Source organism: Anaerobacillus sp. ABA4_114 (genome assembly GCF_056159065.1).
In genome coordinates this window covers 2,722,757-2,740,309 of record NZ_JBSWUM010000001.1, presented here as the reverse complement: position 1 = coordinate 2,740,309, position 17,553 = coordinate 2,722,757, and the positions used below count along the sequence as shown (strand labels likewise).

Annotated in this window: 17 protein-coding genes; 16 read left to right on the top strand and 1 reads right to left on the bottom strand. The window is 43.1% G+C overall.

Annotation, left to right across the window (positions count from 1 at the left end):
• Positions 1-137: 137 nt before the first annotated feature.
• From murB to ACXAEY_RS13980, 3 genes are all read left to right on the top strand, one after another.
• Entirely contained in the window at positions 138-1,073 is a 936-nt protein-coding gene (murB, locus tag ACXAEY_RS13990; RefSeq protein WP_270181426.1) for a UDP-N-acetylmuramate dehydrogenase, read from the top strand.
• A gap of 69 nt (positions 1,074-1,142) precedes the next feature.
• Complete coding sequence (locus ACXAEY_RS13985) at positions 1,143-1,313, top strand: hypothetical protein (protein WP_474812648.1); 171 nt, start codon at positions 1,143-1,145, stop codon at positions 1,311-1,313.
• A gap of 28 nt (positions 1,314-1,341) precedes the next feature.
• The gene (locus ACXAEY_RS13980; RefSeq protein WP_474812646.1) at positions 1,342-1,839 is read left to right on the top strand and encodes an N-acetyltransferase family protein; all 498 of its coding nucleotides are present in this window, start codon (positions 1,342-1,344) and stop codon (positions 1,837-1,839) included.
• Positions 1,840-1,917: 78 nt separating this feature from the next.
• Here the strand turns inward: ACXAEY_RS13980 and ACXAEY_RS13975 are convergent, their stop codons facing one another.
• Complete coding sequence (locus ACXAEY_RS13975; protein WP_474812645.1) at positions 1,918-3,474, bottom strand: catalase; 1,557 nt, start codon at positions 3,472-3,474, stop codon at positions 1,918-1,920.
• Between the two features lie 282 nt (positions 3,475-3,756).
• Here ACXAEY_RS13975 and ACXAEY_RS13970 point away from each other — a divergent pair, with 282 nt between their 5' ends.
• The 13 genes from ACXAEY_RS13970 (at position 3,757) to ACXAEY_RS13910 (ending at position 17,548) form a co-directional block, all read left to right on the top strand.
• Positions 3,757-5,520, top strand: a complete 1,764-nt coding sequence (locus tag ACXAEY_RS13970) for a PTS mannitol transporter subunit IIBC (RefSeq protein ID WP_474812644.1) — start codon at positions 3,757-3,759, stop codon at positions 5,518-5,520.
• 23 nt (positions 5,521-5,543) lie between these two features.
• Positions 5,544-7,652, top strand: a complete 2,109-nt coding sequence (locus tag ACXAEY_RS13965) for a BglG family transcription antiterminator (RefSeq protein WP_474814840.1) — start codon at positions 5,544-5,546, stop codon at positions 7,650-7,652.
• A gap of 1 nt (position 7,653) precedes the next feature.
• Positions 7,654-8,091, top strand: coding sequence for a PTS mannitol transporter subunit IIA (locus ACXAEY_RS13960; protein WP_474812642.1), 438 nt, complete (start codon positions 7,654-7,656; stop codon positions 8,089-8,091).
• A gap of 2 nt (positions 8,092-8,093) precedes the next feature.
• Positions 8,094-9,233 (top strand): mannitol-1-phosphate 5-dehydrogenase, encoded by a 1,140-nt coding sequence (locus ACXAEY_RS13955; protein WP_474812639.1) that lies wholly within the window; start codon positions 8,094-8,096, stop codon positions 9,231-9,233.
• 355 nt (positions 9,234-9,588) lie between these two features.
• Positions 9,589-10,497, top strand: a complete 909-nt coding sequence (locus ACXAEY_RS13950) for an ABC transporter ATP-binding protein (RefSeq protein WP_474812637.1) — start codon at positions 9,589-9,591, stop codon at positions 10,495-10,497.
• On the top strand, positions 10,494-11,234 hold the full coding sequence (locus ACXAEY_RS13945) for an ABC transporter permease (protein WP_474812635.1): 741 nt from the start codon (positions 10,494-10,496) through the stop codon (positions 11,232-11,234). Before ACXAEY_RS13950 ends, ACXAEY_RS13945 begins: the two co-directional genes overlap by 4 nt.
• Positions 11,235-11,630, top strand: coding sequence for a hypothetical protein (locus ACXAEY_RS13940; RefSeq protein ID WP_474812633.1), 396 nt, complete (start codon positions 11,235-11,237; stop codon positions 11,628-11,630).
• Positions 11,627-11,974, top strand: a complete 348-nt coding sequence (locus ACXAEY_RS13935) for a DUF4260 domain-containing protein (protein WP_474812631.1) — start codon at positions 11,627-11,629, stop codon at positions 11,972-11,974. Before ACXAEY_RS13940 ends, ACXAEY_RS13935 begins: the two co-directional genes overlap by 4 nt.
• A 237-nt stretch (positions 11,975-12,211) precedes the next feature.
• A complete protein-coding gene (locus ACXAEY_RS13930; RefSeq protein ID WP_474812630.1) occupies positions 12,212-14,179 on the top strand; it encodes a phospholipase D-like domain-containing protein in 1,968 nt (655 codons plus the stop codon).
• A 130-nt stretch (positions 14,180-14,309) separates the two neighbouring features.
• Complete coding sequence (locus ACXAEY_RS13925; protein WP_270181438.1) at positions 14,310-14,711, top strand: hypothetical protein; 402 nt, start codon at positions 14,310-14,312, stop codon at positions 14,709-14,711.
• Entirely contained in the window at positions 14,711-14,920 is a 210-nt protein-coding gene (locus tag ACXAEY_RS13920; RefSeq protein ID WP_270181439.1) for a helix-turn-helix transcriptional regulator, read from the top strand. The genes ACXAEY_RS13925 and ACXAEY_RS13920 overlap by 1 nt, the downstream gene beginning before the upstream one ends.
• Before the next feature lie 144 nt (positions 14,921-15,064).
• Positions 15,065-15,898, top strand: a complete 834-nt coding sequence (locus ACXAEY_RS13915; RefSeq protein ID WP_474812627.1) for an alpha/beta fold hydrolase — start codon at positions 15,065-15,067, stop codon at positions 15,896-15,898.
• A 15-nt stretch (positions 15,899-15,913) separates the two neighbouring features.
• A complete protein-coding gene (locus ACXAEY_RS13910; protein ID WP_474812625.1) occupies positions 15,914-17,548 on the top strand; it encodes an alpha-glucosidase in 1,635 nt (544 codons plus the stop codon).
• Positions 17,549-17,553: the final 5 nt, after the last annotated feature.

Genomic DNA, 17,553 nt, shown 5'->3' with positions numbered 1-17,553 from the left:
ATTGTGTAAAGCTGTTTTTTGCGGTATGCCGTAATAATAAAGATTTTAGACACGAACAGTTTTGATTATAACTATAATAAAAATAAAAGGTTCGAGTACGATTACACAATCGAACATGTTCATAAGTGAGGTAAGTAATGGATAATCAACGTGTGTTTAACGACCTGAGAAATAGTTTGCCTACAGCAGATGTCAGATTGAATGAACCACTGAATGTGCATACGTACACACAGATGGGTGGAGAAGCAGATGTGTTTGTTTTTCCAGGTGGTGCGGAAGATGCAAGAGCAGTGGTGGAGTATGCCAACAAGCATGATTTACCGCTAACCATTCTCGGTAAAGGATCGAATGTCATCATCCAGGATGGTGGAATCCGAGGAATCGTGTTGAATATCTCGACGCTTGACAAAATTGAACGAACGGAAGATGCGGTCGTAGCAGAAGCAGGCGCTCGTATCATCGAAGTATCACAATTCGCCTTGAAAGAACATTTATCAGGACTAGAATTTGCATGTGGCATTCCTGGTTCCGTTGGTGGTGCTGTATATATGAACGCTGGCGCGTACGGCGGCGAAGTAGCAGACTGCCTCGAAAGTGTGCTAGGGGTAACAAAAGACGGCAAGCTTGTTCGTCGAAAAGCAGAAGAGCTCGACTTATCGTATCGTCATAGTAACGTGGATGAAACAGGGTTCCTCGTACTTGAAGCAACATTTCAGTTGAAAAAAGGAAACTATGACGACATCAAAGCGATTATGGATGATCTAACGTTTAAACGCGAAAGCAAGCAGCCGCTCGAATATCCTTCTTGTGGAAGTGTGTTCAAGCGCCCGCCAGGCTTATTCGCTGGAAAGCTCATTCAAGATTCAGGCTTGCAGGGAACAAGAATCGGTGGAGCGGAAGTTTCCAAAAAGCATGCAGGCTTTATCGTTAACATCGACAATGCCACTGCAACAGATTATCTGAACGTGATCCATCACGTGCAGAACACTGTAAAAGAAAAGTTTTCGGTCGATCTAGAACGTGAAGTAAGGGTCATCGGTGAGCCGCTGAAGGAAAAAGATGCTTCAGAATAGAATGTGGTGAAAGGTAAGAAGGGATGATGTGATTCATCCCTTTTTGCTTTATATAAAGGAGGATCGATCGTGAGAAAAACGACAGTTGGGGTGGTCATCACCTTAATTCTCGGCATTGCTTTTTATTCAAATAACTTCAGTCTGCAATCTACTGTAGATAGCTGTTTAAAAGCAAACGGGGAAGCGAAGATAGAGAAGGACTTTCTCGGAATGAATTGGAATGTAAAGTGCGAGCTTTAATAGGAACTTTTAAAGGAGTTGGAAGAGGATGAAGGTTAGAGAGATAAAAGCAGAAGACGTTGAAGGGTTCTGTAAGATTAGAAATCAGGTCGACGCGGAGTCACGATACATGCTGTTTGGTGCTGATGAGCGAAAAGTCGATGTAGAGGAAGAAAAGACGAAGATTGCGTCGATGTTGAGAAATGAAACGTCTACGATCTTTGTCGCTGAACAAGATGAGGAATTGGTAGGTTATTTAGTCGCTGTTGGAAGTGATGCAAAGAAAAAGCGTCATGCAGTTTACCTCGTCATCGGTGTACTCGAAAAGGCTCAAGGCACAGGAGTCGGAACGGCCCTTTTTAACATATTAGAGGATTGGGCGGAGAGTAAAAACGTACATAGGTTGGAGCTGAACGTCGCGACCCCGAACGAAGGAGGGCTTGCGCTATACAAGAAATTCGGCTTTGAAGTAGAAGGATTGAAGCGACATTCGTTGCTGATGGATGATACATATGTAGATGAGTATTATATGGGGAAGCTGCTATAAAGGTAAATACGAATCATAAATTGAGTTTAAACGCTATATAAAAAAGCTTGGCAACGATGCCAAGCTTTTTTCAACTGTTTAATACGGATCTGATGGATGACTCTTGTCCTCAGCCTCACATACAGCTTCATCGAGTACAGAGCCGGTAGACTTCTTCATTTCCTTCAATCCGTTCATGACTCGTTCCCCGTATTCTTTATCACACTGAGTAAAGTGTTCGATCATCTTCTCTTGAATCTCTTCTCGGCAGTCCATGAGTGCACTGACGAGGTTTGAAATCAGTTCCTCTTGCTCCCAGTCGTTTAGTCTGCGATACGTTTCTCCCGCTTGACCGTAGTTGTTTTCACGAGGAATGCTTTTTCTCGATAAATTTCCTTCAACAAATGGTTCATGTTCCACACCTGGATTCGCTGCTTCTTTCAACCCGCCGATCAAAGAAGGTTCATAGTTGATATGTGGGTTTTCATCTTTCCCATAATCAGTACGGTTGTCCATCTGGCCGCCGCTCTGGTTCGTCGAAACATGTTTCTTCGGCTTATTGATCGGAAGTTGTAAGTAGTTTGAACCAACGCGGTATCGCTGCGTATCAGAGTAGGAATACGTCCTGCCTTGCAGAAGCTTGTCATCAGAGAAGTCGAGCCCATCGACCAATACCCCAGTACCAAATGCTGCTTGTTCCACTTCAGCAAAATAGTTCTCAGGGTTTTTGTTGAGCGTCATCTTCCCAACCTTATGCCAAGGAAAATCCTCTTTGTACCAAAGCTTCGTTGGATCGAGGGGGTCGAAATCTAGTTCTGGATGCTCGTCATCCTCCATGATCTGTACATAGAGCTCCCATTCTGGATAGTCTCCATCTTCAATCGCTTGATACAAGTCAGCCGTCGCATGGTTAAAGTTCATCGACTGTATGTGATCCGCTTCATCTTGTGAAAGGTTGCGAATTCCTTGGACGGGTTCCCAGTGATACTTTACAAGTACAGCTTTTCCTTCTTCGTTCACCCATTTGTATGCATGGACACCAGATCCTTGCATATGTCGAAAGTTTGCTGGAATGCCCCAAGGAGAGAACAGGAAGGTAACCATGTGCATCGATTCAGGAGATTGGCAAAGGAAATCAAACATTCTCTCCATATCCTGTATGTTCGTTACAGGGTCAGGCTTGAAGGAGTGCACCATATCAGGAAACTTCAGAGGGTCACGGATGAAGAATACTTTTAAGTTATTTCCTACAAGGTCCCAGTTTCCGTCTTCTGTATAAAACTTAACTGCAAATCCTCTAGGGTCTCGCAGCGTTTCTGGTGAATGTGTGCCGTGCACGACTGTTGAGAACCTTACAAAAACAGGCGTTTTCTTAGCTTCCGTAAACACTTTTGCACGTGTATACGTCGAAATCGGTTCGTCTCCTACTTTTCCATACGATTCAAAATACCCATGCGCACCTGCCCCTCGTGCGTGAACGACGCGTTCAGGGATTCGCTCTCTGTCGAAATGACTGATTTTCTCAAGGAAATCGTAGTTCTCAAGAGTGGTTGGCCCGCGACTCCCTACTGTTCGGACATTCTGGTTGTTCGTGACAGGATGTCCCTGCTGGTTTGTTAACGTCTCGTCCTGCGGTTTTTTCTTCTTTTCATCCATAAAGCTCCCTCCTTTTATTCACGATTTCAGTTATCTCCAACCAGTACCTTCATATTCACTTTGCATTACAATTTATTGGGTGAATTTGTCCATTATTTAAAAATGTCAACAAGTCATCTGCCGAATTTGAGTTTGGAATTCATTGCGAACGCTTTCTTATGGCCTTACTATTGGAATTAACAAGTAAAACATTTCGCAAGGAAAGCTAACGACAACGTTTTTGACAGGATCTAATAAAACATGTCAACAAGTCTTCCCTGCGAAAGAAGAGGAGGAACTATCATGAGCGACCAAGAAAAATCCGGTTTCAAAGTGAAGATTCAACGGTTTGGTAGCTATCTAAGCGGCATGATCATGCCGAACATCGGTGCATTTATTGCATGGGGACTTATTACAGCATTATTTATTCCAGATGGTTGGATTCCAAATGAACAATTAGCATCACTTGTTGGTCCAATGATCAACTACTTATTACCACTCTTAATCGGTTACACTGGTGGTAAAATTGTTTACGGCGCACGAGGCGGAGTAGTCGGTGCGACAGCGACGATGGGTGTGATCGTCGGAGCGGATATTCCGATGTTCCTAGGTGCGATGGCGATGGGACCACTCGGTGGTTATGCGATTAAGAAATTCGACGAAGCAATCAAAGGCAAAGTCAAATCCGGTTTTGAAATGCTAGTTAACAACTTCTCAGCAGGTATCATCGGTGGTATTCTGACGATCCTCGCTTCACTAGCGATCGGACCAGTTGTACTAGGTTTAAACAAAGCACTTGCAGCTGGAGTAGAAGTCATCGTAGATGCTGGACTGTTACCACTAGCTAGTATTCTAGTTGAGCCAGCCAAAGTATTGTTCTTGAACAACGCGATCAACCACGGGATCTTAAGCCCGCTAGGAATCGATCAGGCAGCTAGCGCAGGAAAATCGATTCTGTTCCTATTAGAAACGAACCCTGGACCTGGACTTGGAATTCTTCTTGCTTTCTGGTTTGCAGGAAAAGGTTCAGCAAAGCAATCAGCACCAGGTGCTGCGATCATCCACTTCTTCGGTGGTATTCATGAAATTTACTTCCCGTACATCTTGATGAAACCAGCATTGATCATCGCAGTGATCCTTGGGGGAATGAGCGGCGTATTCACATTCGGTATTCTAAATGCAGGATTGATCGCACCACCTTCACCAGGTAGTATCTTTGCACTCATGATCATGACACCGCGTGGAGGATACCTTGGGGTTATCGCAGGTGTTGTTGTCGCTACACTCGTTTCATTCCTAGTTGCATCCTTCATCCTTAAGCGATCAAGTGACTCTGATGAAAATCTTGAAGAAGCAGCAGAAAAGATGGAAGCGATGAAAGGGAAGAAGAGTAGCGTAAGGTCATCGCTAGGCGCGAAAGAAGAAACGTCATCCGACGCAACTGTTAACTACAAAGACATCAAAAAAGTTGTATTCGCATGTGACGCAGGTATGGGCTCAAGTGCAATGGGTGCGTCCGTGTTGAGAAATAAATTTAAAAAAGCAGGTCTTGAGCATATCGAAGTGATCAACACATCGATCAGCAATCTTCCGAACGATGCAGATCTTGTTGTCACTCATAAAGACTTAACAGATCGTGCAAAAGCGAAGCTTCCAAAGGCGCATCACATTTCAGTAACAAACTTCATGAACAGTCCGAAATATGATGAGCTTGTAAGTGATCTTTCAGGGGATAAGCAGGAGGAAGAAACAACTAGCGCGAAGGACACTGAAGTGGCTGCAAAAAACATTCAAAAAGTCGTGTTTGCATGTGATGCTGGAATGGGATCCAGTGCGATGGGGGCATCTGTTTTACGAAACAAGTTCAAGAAAGCAGGACTTGAAGAGATCGATGTATCGAACACATCCATCAACAATCTACCAGATGATGCAGACTTAATCGTGACCCACAAAGACTTAACGGATCGTGCAAAAGCGAAGCGTCCAGACGCTGAGCACATTTCAGTGGCGAACTTCATGAATAGTCCTAAGTACGATGAACTTGTTAACATGCTAAAAGACCGTTAACAAAAGGATAGAGGTGAACTCACATCTTTATATCAGCAAGGGAAAGAAGTATTCTACAACTTTTGCTTGAAACAGACGATTTCTTTACGGTGAAAGAAATAGCTAAGCAACTCAGTGTTAGTGAACGGACCGTTCATAGAGATTTAGCGGGAATAGAAGATGTTGTGAATCACTACGGATTGACATTAATAAAAAAGGCAGGGGTGGGTGTCCAATTCGATGGACATCCCTCTCAGCGTGAAGAGCTCAAACGGTACTTGTACAATTTAAACATTACCGAGTACACACAAGATGAAAGAGAAACATTGATACTCTGTAAACTTTTAGAATCCCATGAGCCTATTAAACTCGTCAGTCTTGCGCATGATCTCAGGGTCACCGTGGCAACGATCAGCAACGACTTGAACAGAGTAGAAGAATGGCTACAGCATATGCAGCTTTCTTTAATCAGAAAGCGCGGGTATGGTGTTCAGGTAAAGGGTGCAGAAGCATTGAAGAGACATGCGATCAGTTCTCTGCTTGCGACAGAGTATAACGACTCCGACTTCTTTACATTATTGCAGCGTTCGATTCAAAACAAATCAAAAGGTGACGTGATGGAGTCTGCTTCAAAGCAGCTTCTTGGGCTTGTTGATCACGAAAAGCTGCATCAAGTCGAAACGATCGTTAGGGAAGTAAATAATGACCTATCTCACATGATGGCAGACAGTGCCTACATTGGTCTCATCGTTCATTTAACACTTGCGATCGAACGAATTCAGCAAGGTGAAAAAATCGAGATGGAAAGAGATTTTCTTTCCACTATGAAAGAAACAAAAGAATTCACGATTGCAGAAACGATCAGCAAGCGAATGGAAGATTATTTCTCTGTTCCGATCCCTGAAGCTGAGGTCGGGTATATCACGATGCACCTCAGAGGAGCAAAGCTTCGGAATTCAAGCAGTTATTATTTAGAAGAGTCGAATTATCCGATCACTGTAAAGGCGAAACAGCTGATTAGAGAAGTTAGTGATAAGACGAACGTGGATCTTGTGTCGAATGATTCTCTATTTCAAGGGCTTGTGACACACTTAGGTCCAGCGATGCATCGTCTCAATCAGAAAATGAGCATTCATAATCCACTTTTAACGAAAATCAAAGAAGATTATCAAGAACTTTTCGTTATCATCTCGGAGGCTGTTGAAACTGTCTTCAAAGGCCTTTCCGTTCCTGATGAAGAAGTTGGATTTCTAGTCCTTCACTTTGGTTCTGCGCTTGAAGGTCGAAATAAGAAGAACGACCTAAGAATTCTTGCCGTTTGTTCTAGCGGAATCGGAACGTCTAAGATGCTCGCTACAAGGCTTAAGCAAGAATTTCATGAGATACATGATGTGAAGAGCGTTTCGCTCTTCCAACTAGAAAAAGAAGATATCCATGCGTTCGACCTTATCGTGTCGACGATCCCTTTAACGGAGTTGGATGCAGACTATATTGAAGTGAGTCCGTTTTTATCTGAAAAAGAGGCAACTGGCATCCGAACAGCGCTTCAACGATCGACTGGATCAAGTAAAAGAGTACTTGAACGTAAAGAAAGCGCCTTTCAGTCAGGAAGAGAAGCTGTATCCTGGTTTACGCAAACAGCCTCATACAGCGAGGCTGCAGCTTCCATTATGGACCATTTCCTTCTAACACAAGCTAAATCAGATCAACTAGAAGATATGTTAATAAACGAATGCAGCCGACTGCAAAAGGGTAATACCATTACGAGTTCAGCTTCAGTTACGGAAGCAGTTCTAAAACGCGAGGAATTAGGCGGCGTTGGAATACCGGAATCTTCTCTTGCGTTGTTTCATGCGCGTACAAAAGAGGTTCTTAAGCCGACATTTTCAATGATCAGGTTGGAAAATCCGGTTAAGCGAAGCGCGATGGATGGAACAGAAATCGATATGAAAACGATTCTGTTACAGCTTGCACCAGAAGAAGCAACGCTAGAACAAATTGAAGTGATGAGCTTCATCAGTACCATCATTATCGAAAGTGGTGAAACACTCGCTTTGTTTGAACAGGAAGATGAGGAACGAATCAAGCTCTTCTTAGCAGAGCGTTTTAAAGGATTCATCACTGAAAAATTAAAATCAAAGGGAGAGAACTAATATGGCTAACGGCATTTTAACGAAAGAAAATATCGTATTGAACGAAACTGCAGCAACGAAGGAAGACGCGATCCGTCTTGTAGGAAACATTCTTGTGGAGAAAGGGTACGTTGAAGAAAGCTATATCGACCAAATGTTTGAACGTGAGAAGATCACGACAACTTATATGGGGAACTACGTAGCGATCCCTCATGGTACGGAAGATGCGAAGAAATCAGTAAATCATTCAGGTCTTTCCATCGTACAGCTTCGTGAAGGCGTTGATTTTGGTGATGGTAATATCGCGAAGCTTATTATCGGAATAGCTGGAAAAGATAACGAGCATCTTGAAATTCTATCTCAAATTGCAATCGTATGTTCAGAAGAAGAAAATGTGGAGAAGCTCATTCAAGCAGAAGATAAAGAAACATTTATCTCTATGTTTAACGAGGTGAACTAATCATGCTAGCTATACATTTCGGAGCTGGGAATATCGGGAGAGGGTTCATCGGTAAGCTGCTATCACAATCAGGCTATGAGGTTTGTTTTGTTGATATCAATGAAACGGTAATCGATGAACTGAATGAAAAGAATCAATACACTGTAGAAATTCTTGGCCAAGAGCGTAAAGAAATCAAGGTGGATAACGTACGGGGGATCAACAGTAAAGCAAATCCTGAAGAGGTCGTTGAGGCGATTAGTAAAGCTGACCTCATCACGACAGCGGTTGGTCCAACCGTGCTAAAAATGATTTCTAGTAGTATAAAAAAAGGCATCGAAAAGCGCATCGAAAGAGGGAAAGCTCCCGTTAACATCATCGCATGTGAAAACATGATCGGCGGAAGTACGATGTTGAAAGAAGCGATTCAGGAGCAAATGGGCGGAGACGGTTCACTCGAACAGTATGCTGGTTTTCCAGATGCAGCGGTCGATCGTATCGTACCCAACCAAACGCATGACGATCCTTTAACAGTAGCGGTCGAACCGTTTTATGAGTGGGCTGTCGACAAGACGATGATGGTGGGAGAAGTCCCGGAAATTAAGGGAATTACGTACGTTGACGATCTCGCTCCTTACATCGAGCGCAAGCTGTTTACTGTGAACACGGGTCATGCAATGACGGCGTATCTAGGTTACCTTGCTGGTGCAGAAACGATTAAAGACGCTCTTGAAAATGAAGCGCTCTATGCAGATGTGAAACGTGCACTAGAAGAAACGGGTGCATTGCTAGAGCATAAATACAGCTTTGACGCAGAAGTTCACAGTGCGTATATCGAGAAGATTCTTGCGAGATTCGAGAATCCTCATCTTGTAGACGAAGTTACACGAGTCGGTCGTGCACCAATTCGTAAACTCGGTCCGAACGATCGATTAACCGGGCCGGCAAGTCAGCTGATGAAGATCGGTAAAGAGCCAACGTACTTAGCAAAAGGAATTGCGGCGGCACTTCTTTTCGATCCAAAAGGTGACGAAGAAGCTGTCCAAATCCAAGAAGCTATCCAAACGAATGGCCTGTCAAATGCCATCACAACTTACACAGGCATTGAAGAAGGCTCATCCCTATTCAACCTAATCAAAAAGCACTACGATGAATTGAGTTAGAACATAGCTACCGAGGTAATCTCGGTGGCTTTTTTATGCTGTCTGAACCAATACGGTTTCGCTGATAAAAAGGAAATATCGCTGATAAAACAGCACTTTTCGCTGATATAAACTTCTATTTCGCTGATAAAAACAGAATATCGCTGATATATGCTAACGATCGCCGATAAACCTCTTGAGGAGGCTACTCTGGCATATGGTATTTGTGCCTAAATAGGTTTCCATAGCCCCTTATGGTAATCTTCCTGATATTTTAATTGTTTTGAAACTATTCTGAAGGATTAACGTATTAGAAGTTGAAGACTATCATATCAATTAGCAGGTATCCGTGAAAATTAAGCAAGGGGGACTAGGAATGGGAGAAGTGATCAAAGCTGACCATCTAGTAAAGTCATACGGTAGTATTCAGGCAGTAAAAGACATTTCACTTACAGTTAATAAGGGAGAGATCTTTGGCATCATCGGACCGAATGGTGCGGGTAAAACAACGACCATCGAAATGCTTGAAGGCATACGAAAGCCTGACGGTGGAGAACTTTCGGTTCTTGGCCTAACGCCTCATAAACAGCTGCGAGAGTTGAACAAGAAAATTGGTGTTCAGTTTCAGGCAACGGCCATTCAGAAGAAGATGAAGGTAAAAGAGGCGATCGATCTATTCGCATCATTTTATCCAACTACTCAAAAAGATCATCTTATCGATCTTTTGGGGCTTCATGAAAAACTAGGTGTGATGTTCGATGACTTGTCTGGTGGGTGGAAGCAGCGCGTTACGCTTGCACTCGCTACCCTTCATAAACCGGAAATCTTATTCCTCGATGAACCTAGTATGGGGCTTGATCCTCACGCTAGGCGAGAACTGTGGGGCTTGATCAATGCACTGAAAGAACAAGGGTGCACGATCGTTCTTACAACTCACTATATGGAAGAAGCAGAAAAGCTTTGTGATCGCGTTGCGATGATCTATAGCGGTCAACTAAGAGCACTAGGTACTCCTCAACAGCTCTTAAATCAGATTCCTGCTCACTACCTTACGTTTGATAGTGAAGAGCTACTGTACGATTTCCTCATCTCCTTACCAAGCGTAGTAAGCGTTGAAAACGAGAACCAATCATACAAGGTGTTAAGCGATGATCAGCAAACGACTGCGTATTACATTTTTAAATATTGTTATGATAACGAGATTCTGATTCAAGACTTTAGGTTCGAAAAGGGATCACTCGATGATCTCTTCGTCCATTTCCTTGAAAAGGAGGCGTCCGCATGACCGCGATGGTGAAGCTAGCTAGTTTAGAAACAAAAATGTTTTTCCGAGATCGTCTGAGCGTGTTCTGGACATTTCTTTTTCCTGTTCTCATGATTTGGATGTTCGGCTCGATGTTTGGAGATAGCAATCTGAACGGACTTTCTTTCGCAGAAATGTTCGTTCCTTCTTGGATTGGTGTAAACATCGTGACGATTTCCTTCTTTACCCTAGGAACAGTTTTAACGAACTATCGAGAGACTGGGGTTCTAAGGAGGTACCAATCCACACCGATTCGATCATGGATGATTCTTGCTGCACATACGTTTCAAGGTTCCGTCATCTTCGTTATCTCCGCATTATTGCTTATGGTCTTCGGAATGTTGATGTATGATCTCACGTTACCAGTATATATGGGAAGCACGTTGCTAGCCCTTCTTGTTAGCATTCTAGCGTTTTTCCCGTTTGCATTGTTTCTGACGTCGCTTGCAAAAAATTCGCAGGCAGCCGCAGCGATCAGCTCATTATGTTTGAACGTGATGCTCTTCTTATCGGGAGCTGCTTTTCCGCTTGAATTCATGCCGACTATCCTCCAAAATGCTGCAAAAGTTCTTCCGCTTTACTACGTAGTAGAATTGCTTCGCGGAACGTGGAACGTTGGTCCGATTACCGATTATGGTCTTGAAGTAGGGGTGTTGCTCGGTATTTCCGTCGTATCTACGATTCTTGCATCACGGTTTTTCCGATGGAGTGACAAGTGAGTGAATCGAAAGCTGCTTACTCTCTTATTTCTTTTTGTTCTAACAGGATGTGGCGACCCCTCTCCTCTTAAATCAAACATCGAGGTCGAGATCAACCAAATGTTTGGAACAGAATTCGGCGTAATGGACCAAGTCTTTGTAGAACATGAGGGTGAAACGATTGCGGTTTTAGGGGCAGAGGAGTTCTTGGAAGCAATACGAAACTCATCAAAAAGCAGTCAGAGTAAAGAAGGAGATTATGCGATCGTCCTCCAAACTTCTGAAGGTATGAAAGAGTTTAGTAGAAAGCAAAGTCGAGAAGTGCTTTCCTATAACAGTCAGTCTCAAAAGCTCTGCAATGCGAGTCATTGCTATACCGTACCTTCAGCTTTTCAATCAGAGGTGATACCAAAGTGACTAAACCACTCTTGCATATAGAAGGTTTCGTAATCTTAATTCTATCTCTATACTTTTTCTCGACAATGGACGTAAGCTGGTGGACGTTTCTTCTTTTATTATTCGCGCCGGATGTCGCGATGTTCGGTTATGCGATGGGTAAGAAAGTAGGAGCTTATTGCTATAACGTCTTCCATTCCTATAGTCTACCGTTAATCATGATCTTGATAAGTCTGATGATCGATCAGCCCCTTTTTGTAGCCATCGGACTCATTTGGACCGCTCATATCGGCATGGATAGGATGATCGGCTATGGCTTGAAATCTACAGAAGACTTTAAAATCACGCACTTGCAAAAGGCGTAAAGACCGTCGGAACCGTTTCGACGGTCTTTTTGTTCATCAACATTCATAGGCAACACTCAGCTTTCATTGGCAATTATGTAAGCGCTTACCTTTTATTCAGGCTATTAGAACTAGTGCATAGTATGTAAATTTATAATTTACAAAATATTTTCATTAAAAGTATATTAAAAATTCGTCGAAAATTGTAGGATAGTGTGGAACGAGTTACATAAAGGACATCTTAGGGAGGGAAACACGATGAAGAAATTGGGAATGATTATTGCGTCGATCAGTATGGCACTAACTGTTGTTACGCCATCGATGACACCAAATGAGGTTCATGCAGCAACGAATGGCGATGTTGTTGTCAATGAATTAGCATGGATGGGGACGACAGTTGATTACAACGATGAGTGGATCGAGCTTTACAACAATACGGGCAGCGCAATTTCACTAGATGGCTGGACGCTAAACGCAACAGATGGCAGTCCTTCTATCAACTTGACTGGCAGTATCCCAGCAGACGGTTATTACATACTTGAAAGAACAGATGATAATACAATATCTGGCGTTCCGGCTGATCATATTTACAGCGGGGCACTTAGCAACTCTGGCGAAAACTTCGAACTTCGCGATGGTAGCGGCGCATTGATCGACAGCGTTGACGCATGGCATGCGGGTGATAACGACACGAAGGCGACGATGGAACGAGTAGACCCTGGAGTAGCAGGCACAGATGCTTCTAACTGGGTTACTTCTACTGGTTCATACACTGAAGGTAAAGGAACGCCTGCTTCATCGAATACGAGCGGCGGCTCAGGCGGTTCTGGGGGAGCTTGTACAGATACAACAGAGCACCTCAATCAAGTTTCTGAAGCACCTGACGCAATCAACGTTTATTTCAATAAATGTGCGATGGCTCAATATGCTGATGCAGGTAACGAAGCAAACTACAATGTAAATCTTGAAGATCGTCTCTTAAAGCGTATTAATGCAGCAACGACAAGCATCGATTTCGCGACATATGAGATCAATCTTCCTAAAATCGTTGATGCTCTAATCCAAAAGGCATCTGAAGGTGTAGACGTACGTGTGATCGCAGACTCGAAAGACGCGACAGATCCTCACTACGTAGACCGCTTCAAGACAATGAGACTTTATGTTGAAGAAATGGTGCGTGGAAAAGATATGGTTGTCGGAACGGCAGACGATATTCACGTATTCTCTGATTCTCCAATGCTTGCAGTTGAAGACACAAATCTACGTGCGGACCATAACCTACCTTCTTCACCAGATGATTTCCCACAGCGTACGGTTATGATCGGGAACACTGAAATGACAGGCTATTTATTCGTTGAAGCGGAACAGCAAACTGACGGGACGTATTATTCTCCTGACGATCAAATGCACAATAAATTTGCACTCGTTGATGACCAGTGGGTGTTTACTGGAAGCTGGAACTTTACAGTGACAGGTCTTTATGGGTCTGAAGAAAACATGGCGAACGGCGTTCTTGATGGTAACCAGCAGCACGTTGTGGAAGTGAATTCTTCGGAATTAGCATCAATCTATGAAACTGAATTCAACGAAATGTGGGGAACATCAACATTAACACCAAGCACAGCGAATGCTAACTTTGGCTCTCGTAAAACGGATAACACACCACATCAAGTAACGATAGGTGGGAAAACAGTTGAGGTTTACTTCTCCGCTGGAGATGATGCGGTCGGTCGTATGGCTGAACTAATCAAAACTGAAGCTGATCTCAACACGTATTTCACGATCTTCGCTTGGAGTGATCAGACTCTAGTCGATGAGCTGAAGTACAAGTGGGAAGGTTCTTACCAGGACCAGCAAGGAACACTTACTGGCTTCGATGTAAAAGGCGTATTCTCAAGTGATTTCTGGAATCAGTGGTGGTCAGCGAGTATCGAAATGACGGGCCGCACGGTAACGGGAAGTCAAAACAACCCGAATATTCGCTGGGCGAATGCTGCTCCAGTATACAAGGATGCTGAATCCCGTAAGCTTCATAGTAAAACGATGCTAGTGGATGCAGAAACGAACAGTGATCCAACCGTCATTGTAGGTTCAACGAACTGGAGCACAAACGGTAACGACGTGAATGACGAAAACATGCTGATCATTCATGATGATGCAATTACGAACCAATTTGTACAGGAATTCAACGCACGGTACATTCAAGCAGGTGGAACAATAAATTAATTCAGAAGAGCATGAAATCGTATCGATTTCATGCTTTTTTTATTTTTAGAAAAAAATTTGCACAAATCAGTTATAATGTTATATATTTATAACATAAAGTTAATTATTTCTAACAAAAGGAGTGAAAGAATTGAAATCAAAAACGGCGTTGATGCTCTTTTCTATTCTGTCAGTTTCCCTTGTCGGTGGACTCCTTTTTCAACTGTACTCGCTGTTAAGTAGTGATAACATGACGTCAGCACAGCTGCTGCTAACTGCTGCAACCGTTGTAGTGATGGTGATCTTAATCCCAGTACTCTTAAATCTAAGAAAAGATGTGAAGGCTGGAATACCTCATGATGATGAGCTCTCAAAAAAGGTGAAGATGTTTGCCGCTGGCTATGCGTATTTTTCATCTCTTATCATTTGGCTTGTCCTATTTGCCTTCCATTCTTATCTCCAAAAAGATGACCTCCTCATGGTAGGGCTCGCTTTCATGATCTTAAGCTTCGGAATTAACTGGCTGTTTGTTAGAAGGAAAGGGTTTCAGTAATGATAACAAGAATGAAAGAGCTGCGCGCAATCCGCAAGTTAACACAAGCAGATCTTGCAAAGCGGGTTAACGTGCGAAGAGAAACGATCGTTTTTTTGGAAAAAGGGGAGTACAATCCTTCTCTTAAGCTTGCTGCGAAAATTGCAAAACAGCTAGAGTCACGGATAGAAGACGTGTTTATCTTCGATGAAGAAGAGTTAATAGAATAAACACCTGACAAAATTGAGCGCGCAATTGATTGACGCTCAATTTTTTTGGTTTCTCTAAATCGACAGGCGGTCCCCTTTCTGAATTGTCAGTCTGTTACACTAATAGAAGCGTTGTGCGGATCATTTTTACGGGAGGATAAGTAATTGAATCGATTTTACATAAATGTAAATGAAAAGAACGTCCGTGTTACGGAGTGGGGAAATGAGGATAAACCGACTATTTTCTGTTTGCACGGACTTGGGAGTACGAGCCTTAGCTTTATCGAAATTGCTGAAGGATTAAAAGAGCGATACCACATCATCGCGGTTGACGCCCCTGGTCATGGGAAATCGGAATCTTTCGATCGAGAAGAAGACTATGAGATGCCAAAAATGGTAGAGTGGTTGAACCGTGTGCTCGATCGCTTGAACATTCACGCATTTTACTTTTTATCCCATTCATGGGGAAGTTTTGTTACACTCTTTTATTTGAAGGAAAACAGAGAAAAGGTAAAAGGTTCACTCTTACTAGATGGAGGTTATCAAAGTAAACGAGAGTCACAGCTTTCGATGGAAGAAGAAGCCGCTTCGTATGAAATCGATTTTGAAGATTATATGGAATCGTGGGAATCGTTTAGAGAGCATGCTGCGTATGGAGCGGTTACGAGGAGAACTCCATCTTTAGATCTCGCAGCAGAAGATCTGCTACTGATGAAAGGTGGTAAGTATTTCTGGCACGCGAGAGGGAAAACGGGAAGTAGTATTGTAAAAGCCATGCACAAGCATGAGATTATGGATATTTATAAAGCGCTCCCAGCAGAAATCATTTTACTGCGCGCTACTCTCCCGGAGGAGCGGGAGAGTGAGCGTTCGAGGATGGCGAGTGTATTTGAAAAAGAAGCGAGGGCGATCGTGGAACTTGTTCCATATAGTACACATATGCTCCACTGGGATCAGCCGGAGTATGTTATTAGCGTCATTACACAGAGATGGGTTTAAAAGGAGAGAAGCGGGATGGAACGAACATGGTGGAAAGAAGCAGTCGTATATCAAGTTTACTGGCGCAGTTTCTATGATAGTGATGGAGATGGATATGGCGACTTAAGAGGCGTGATCGAAAAGTTAGATTATATCAAGAAGCTTGGGGTATCTGTCGTTTGGCTCAATCCCTTTTACGAATCACCCGATCGTGACAATGGGTATGATATTTCTGATTATTACTCAGTGATGGAGAAGGCCGGTACGATGGAGGACTTTGAGGAACTGTTACATGAAGCGCACAAAAGGGACCTAAAGGTCATCATGGATCTCGTGGTGAACCATACTTCGGACCAACATGACTGGTTTACACAATCAAAGTCCTCGAAAGAGCATCCGAAGAGAGATTGGTACATATGGAGAGACCCTGTGGATGGAAAAGAACCAAATAACTGGCGCTCCTATTTTACCCCATCAACCTGGGAGTTTGACGAAGGCACAGGACAATATTATTTTCATTCCTTCGCAGTTGAGCAGCCAGATCTGAACTGGGAGAACGAAGAAGTGAGAGAGGCAATTTATGAGATGATGCGCTTCTGGCTTGAGAAGGGGATCGATGGGTTTCGAATGGACGTCATTAACCTTCTAGCGAAGGTCGAAGGTTTTCCGAATGCTGAAAATCCCGACTACACTGATTACCTTGCAAATAATCCAGGCATCCATGAGTATTTGAAAGAGATGAACGAAAAGGTTCTCTCTCATTATGACATTTTGACAGTTGGAGAGATTCCGTTCGTTACACCTGAGGAAGGCTTAAAGTACGTAGCAGAAGACCGAGGAGAGTTAAAGACGCTCTTTCATTTTGAGGTAGCTGACGATATGCCGACTTGGGATATGGTCCGGTATAAGGAAATTCAGGAGAAGTGGCACGAGACTTTTTATGGAAAAGGGTGGAATTCACAGTTTTTGAATAATCATGACCACACACGTCAGGTAACGAGATACGGGAATGACAATCGTTATCGAAAAGAATCGTCCAAGCTTCTTGCCACGATGATTCAAACACTTCCAGGAATACCCTATGTTTTTCAAGGGGAAGAAATTGGCATGACGGGTGTTCGATTCGATTCGATCGAAGATTACAACGATATCGCGATGAAAAATAAATTTAGAGAAGAAGTTGAAAAGGGCCGAAACCCTGTTGAGGTATTTGAAACCTTATTGCCTTTGAGTCGGGATAATTCGAGGACACCTATACAGTGGGATGAAACAGAACAAGCTGGCTTTACAGAAGGTGAACCATGGATCAAGGTAAACCCAAACTATAAACAGATCAACGTCAAGCGTGACCTTTCTGAAGAGGACTCGATCTTTGGTTATTATCAGGAGCTCATAGCACTACGAAAAGAGCATCCGGTTATGATTTACGGTGATTATAAAGATTTATCAAAAGGACAACAAAGGCTTTATTTATATACGAGGGAGTACGGTGAGTCCCGCTGGCTCATCATCTTAAACTATAGCGACGATCATACGATTTTTCATACCGATGTAATGATCGATGAGAACAGCAAGCGATTAATTCTTGCAAACTACCGTGATGTTACTGCGGACGATGTATTAAAGGGCACTTCTCTTAGACCTCATGAAGCAAGGATTTATGAACTATGAGAGGT